Annotated in this window: 4 protein-coding genes and 1 pseudogene; 3 read left to right on the forward strand and 2 right to left on the reverse strand. The window is 31.7% G+C overall.

Annotated elements, in window-relative coordinates; all coding sequences use genetic code 11:
- Positions 1-323: 323 nt before the first annotated feature.
- Positions 324-692 (forward strand): hypothetical protein, encoded by a 369-nt coding sequence (locus ACJAX4_RS22030; RefSeq protein WP_435791587.1) that lies wholly within the window; start codon positions 324-326, stop codon positions 690-692.
- A 569-nt stretch (positions 693-1,261) separates the two neighbouring features.
- Here ACJAX4_RS22030 and istB read toward each other — a convergent pair.
- Positions 1,262-2,005 (reverse strand): IS21-like element helper ATPase IstB, encoded by a 744-nt coding sequence (gene istB / locus ACJAX4_RS22035; RefSeq protein ID WP_435791588.1) that lies wholly within the window; start codon positions 2,003-2,005, stop codon positions 1,262-1,264.
- Positions 2,002-3,546, reverse strand: coding sequence for an IS21 family transposase (gene istA / locus ACJAX4_RS22040; protein WP_435791589.1), 1,545 nt, complete (start codon positions 3,544-3,546; stop codon positions 2,002-2,004). The genes istB and istA overlap by 4 nt, the downstream gene beginning before the upstream one ends.
- Positions 3,547-3,888: 342 nt before the next feature.
- Between istA and ACJAX4_RS22045 the strand changes: the two genes are divergently transcribed.
- Both ACJAX4_RS22045 and ACJAX4_RS22050 read left to right on the forward strand, forming a co-directional pair.
- Positions 3,889-4,659, forward strand: a complete 771-nt coding sequence (locus ACJAX4_RS22045) for a hypothetical protein (RefSeq protein ID WP_435791590.1) — start codon at positions 3,889-3,891, stop codon at positions 4,657-4,659.
- A 402-nt stretch (positions 4,660-5,061) separates the two neighbouring features.
- A pseudogene (locus ACJAX4_RS22050) lies at positions 5,062-5,199 on the forward strand (site-specific integrase); the annotation flags it as partial.

Consider the following 5,199-nt stretch of genomic DNA (forward strand, 5'->3'; position numbering starts at 1 on the left):
CTAACCTCGGATAGAAGAAACACTCTACTATTTCACACTAACTTACCTTTTCGGGGGGGGGATAGGCAAAAACACCCAACTAACTTTTTATACAATAAATTAGATCATAAATCAACCTAAAACTATTGTTGAATTAATCAAATCGAATTAAATCTAATTAGGACTTAACAACAATAATTCTTATCTTTTGGAGGCTATAAGCATAATTTTGAATTATAATGAATATGTATTAGATATAAAAGTGATTAAGAAAAAAACAGTTAAATAGTTGTATATCCATATAGATATATATAATAATCAAATAGTATAGAGGAGGAAAAATAATGGTTACGGGATCCAAGCAAAGGGGAATATTGTTAACATTAACTTTATTGGTATTAATAGCATTATATAGTTTGGGTATACTAAATTATTTACTTGTTCACTCAAAAGAACCTGAAGGATTAATGAATTCATCTAGATTTGTAACAATTATTTTAGCTTTAATTCAAACTATAGGTCTTATACTAGTATTTAAGTGGAAGAAATTAGGTTTATACTTATATACAGCAGCTTGCTTGACTTTTATAGTAATTGGTTTTATAACTTCTTCAAGTTTTATATTAGGTGCAATTTTGATTATGTTAGTTTACTTAATAATATTAGGAATATTATATTATTTAATATGTCCGATATGGAATTACATGGAATAGTTATTGCAGGTAAAAAAATGGAAAGTTAATGCACATGTTTCTTATAATGTTTTTGTCAATTGTAATTAACCATGTTACCACGATGATTTATTAGTAAATAAAACTTATACAGATTTAATGTATTTACTTTGATTTATTTACTTTAAAGGTTTACTCATGAAATAGCTTGCTACATAGCAAGAGGTTAGAATAATAAAGTAAATAAATAAATATGGAGAAAGTGAGTTTAGAATTACTAAACTCACTTTCTTTTTTATTTAAATAAGTACCCATTAATAAATGGCTATCCATATAAATATCAAAGCAGCGTAAGTCGCTGGGAATTTAGCAATGAGTTCTTATCTTTTAAATCCTTATCTTTAAGTTATAATATCTTCTAAACTTTATTTACAAAATCATAATACAAAATATACCAAATAAGTACAAAACTGAATATTTCGTTGGTTTTGATCCATCAATTCGTTCTATGTTGAGCCATATATATGTTCAAAATTGAGCCACCTTGTTACGGGGTGATCCAGTAAAAGTCAAAATGTAACAAGATAGCATGAATTGTAGTAATATTTGTGTTATTTCTGAATGCCTTTTCGTTTACGCATAGAATCTTCTCCATCAATAAATATAGTGTATGAATCATGGACTATTCTATCTAAGATAGCGTCAGCCAACGTGCCTTCGCCAATCTTTCCATGCCAACCGGAAGGTGAAAATTGAGAGCTAAAAATAGTAGCAGCTTTTTTATGCCTTGCTTCGATTATTTCTAATAGATCTCTAGCTTCACTATTATTTAGAGGTACTAAAAGCCATTCATCAAGGATTAACAAACTCACATTTTTATATTGTTTAATTACCTTTTGATAAATTCCTTCTCCTCTAGCTACCGCAAATTCATTTAGCAAATCTGGAAGTCGTATATATTTTACTGTGAAGAAGTTTCGGCAAGCTGCTATTCCAAAAGCGCAGCTTACATATGTTTTTCCTGCGCCTGAAGCACCTAAAATGATTATATTATGCTTCTCTTGGATATAATTGCAGGTAGATAACCTTGTGATTTGTGCTTTATCAAGCTTCCTATCTACATGGTATTCTATGTTTTCAATGCATGCATCAGTTAAGCTAAACTCAGACTTGCGAATAAGGCTAGTTAGCTTATTATTTTTCCTCCTAGACCATTCCATATCAATAATAAGGCCAAAGCGTTCTTCGAACGATAGATCCTTAAAGGATGGATTTTGTAGCTGATTTAGATAAGATTCTGCCATAGAATTGAGTTTTAACTCATTAAGCTTTGCAACCGTAGGTTCATTTATCATGATGAATTCCTCCCATAATAATCTGCACCTCTAGTAAACCCGAAATCAGCAGAATCAGTATTATCTATGTTAGTTTCCTCTTTTAAAATTTTATCTTGACCGGTTTTTAAAATTGTCTGTACACTTTTATAGCTAGGGTTTGGTGTATAAGCCAATGCTTTTTTACAAGCAGCTTCAAGTCTGCTAATAGCGTATTTATCTGCTAACTTTAATAATGCTAGGCATCCTTTATAGCCTTGTTGTTCTATTTTATGCACAGAAAGAATCGCTTTTATCACTATTGTTGTATTGTTACCAATACTTTCTGCCCAAGAGATAAATCTTTCAGAATTCCAAGCAAGGTAGTTCTTATGACCTTCTGGCATATGCTCTTCTACTGTACTATATTGACCTTCTCGTCCGTGCAATTTAGGGTGAGAACATATACGATTATTATTATAAAAAACCTCAATTACGTTACGTGTACTACGCACATCTACTTTGTGTTTAATATATTCATAAGGTACACTATAGTTCATTTTGTCTACAGAAATATGATAGTTAAATTGTACTGTAGCAATTTTCCAGGTAGCTAGCTCATATTGAGCTTTGGGAAGTGGCATAAGAGTTGATTTTTCTTCTTCCAGAAATGTACTTAGTCTACTTCCAGGTTTCCTTTGGAATGGTTTATTATTAAACTCATATAGTTTTAAGCTTATAGCTTCATTTAAATCTCTTAGTGAAAAAAACTTTTGATGACGGAGTGCTGCAATAATCCAAGTAGAAATAACGCCTACAGTGCCTTCAACACTAGCTTTATCTTTTGGTTTTCTAACACGTGCTGGAATTACTGCTGTCCCATAGTGCTCAGACATTTCATGGTAAGTTTTGTTTATAATTGGTGTATACCAAGATACTCTGTCTACTCCCGTTTTTAAATTATCAGGAATAAGAATCCTTGTAACTCCTCCAAAGAATTCATACGCATTAATATGTGCAGTAATCCAACATTCCTGATTTTGTGATAAAAAAGCTTCCACATAAGCATATTTACTAGATGATAAGACCGCAACAAAAATATAGGCACTAATAGCTTCACCAGTATTGCTATCAATAACTGGTGTTGTTTGGCCGGCCCAATCAACTTCTAATTGTTCACCTGGCTTACGGTCAATATGCATTGTGGCTTTAGTGACAGTAGCAAAATCACGGTAATTTTTACAAAATTGAGTATACATAAAGGGGATTTCACCACTCAATCTGCATTCTTCGCAATACTCATTCCAGAGCAAGCTAAGTGTTACGCCGCTTTTAGCCATTTCTTTATGGATATGTTCACAATCTGGGACCCTTCGAGATGAAGAAAGTATACGTTCCGGAAATAGTCGTTTAATTAATTCATCATCTGACATACCTTCCGGTAATGGCCAACCTGTTTGGCATGCCTCAGCACGTTTTAAAGTGTTTGATACGGTGTTGCGAGAAGACTCGCAACTTATAGCAATATTACGTTGGCTAATGCCTTGACTGTAAAGCCTTAGTATTTCACGATATTTGGTCATAATAATATGACCTCCCTTGAATTTATTTACACTGAAAGTAGTGTATAAATTCATTATTGACAAAAAATGCATATATGGATCACCTCGCGTGAAGGTGGCTCAAATTTTTCCGTTATCCTGGCTCAGTTTCGGCGTATCGAAGGCTCTAATCGAGCATATTATTCAAAAACAATATAAATAAGTACAGAATAGATTACACAAATAAGTTTTAATATTAATATTAAGCAATAAGTATTTAAAAATATAAAATAAAAGTACATATTTGTAAAGAGAATATATACACTTATAGAAATTTTAATGGTAATATATGTATGGACATAAATTACGAGGAGGAGATTATAAATGAATAAACGATCTAAAAAGTTGTTATCAATGTTACTAATTTCTGCGTTAGTATTATCTTCAAATGCAAATGTTTTTGCAAATCAAAATAATAGGGTTGATAAAAACATTCTAAAAGTTGAACAAATTCAATCGAATAAAAAAATTGTTATTCCTGATGCTCAGAAAAAAGAACTTATTGCTTGGTTAACAAGTAACGGTGTCGATAATGCTACTCAAAAGAATCTTCTTAATAAATTATATCAAGGTATTTTATGGGATTCTTTAACAAAGGCAACACCTGTTCAAACAATAGAATTAGCAGGACATTCCACTAAATATATTTATGCTGATGGTTCAATATCAATATCAAGCATGAATTTTGATGGTGGTAAATTAAATAATGTATTATTAAATGCTACTGAAATACAAAAACTATCGGTACAACCCACCTCAGACACAGTAACCGCCGCAACCACTGCTCCAACTGGTACCTATAAAAATATAAAGGTAGCAATGTTTTATGGTTTGTTTTATGCCAGTTTTCTTGCCGATTTTACGCTTGTAAGAGATGGATTCGATAGAATTGATGCACTTAATAATAAAAGTTGTACAGCCATTTTCCCAGTTGATTACACTGGGTTAACTTTAGTGATGTCACAAAAAACTGAAACACGTGCGCATCATGCACAAGGTACATTGTCTGTTACTATAAAAACCCCAGTTGGTAGTACACAATATAATCTATATATATATGTGGGCAATGATTTCTATTATAAAATGAATAGTTAAAAGTTTTATACGTAATTGGATAGTACAAGCCTTGGAAATGTATATAATAAAGAATATGAAAAAATTTAAAATGGTTAAGTAACCTACGTGTAAAAGCAAGCCAACAGATTTCGGATAAAAGGTCCATGATTTGGGGGCTTGCTTTTACACATATGTTGGTTATTGAGGTGTATGCATACCTTTGCAGAGACTTTGGATTAAATCAAAACAGTGTAGAAAATGTTTTGCAGAAGGTGAGCTAAGTGTGAAAAGATCAAAAGAACTAACTAATTATTGTAAATCAAATTAATTATGAATGAGAAAATGTACACTTAAATGTAGAGATTTAAAAAAGTATCTCTACTCTTGGATACATTTTCTTTTTGTTCTGTTGGTGTGATTCAGAGAAATGTTGGAGAGACACCTATAACAAGACAACGAGCATATAGAATTCTAAATAACGCAGCAGAAATGATAGGAATTGTAGAAAAGAATGAAAAGGGAGTAATTGTATCTGGAGAAATAGGTACTCACACTCTTCGTAAAACTTTTGGATACCAT

Source organism: Clostridium sp. (genome assembly GCF_051278035.1).
Taxonomy (GTDB): domain Bacteria; phylum Bacillota; class Clostridia; order Clostridiales; family Clostridiaceae; genus Clostridium_AD.

Excerpts from the sequence above, each read along its gene's own strand:
- ACJAX4_RS22030 (WP_435791587.1), top strand. The coding sequence starts at position 324 with ATGGTTACGGGATCCAAGCAAAGGGGAATATTGTTAACATTAACTTTA.
- istB (WP_435791588.1), bottom strand. The coding sequence starts at position 2,005 with ATGATAAATGAACCTACGGTTGCAAAGCTTAATGAGTTAAAACTCAAT.
- istA (WP_435791589.1), bottom strand. The coding sequence starts at position 3,546 with ATGACCAAATATCGTGAAATACTAAGGCTTTACAGTCAAGGCATTAGC.
- ACJAX4_RS22045 (WP_435791590.1), top strand. The coding sequence starts at position 3,889 with ATGAATAAACGATCTAAAAAGTTGTTATCAATGTTACTAATTTCTGCG.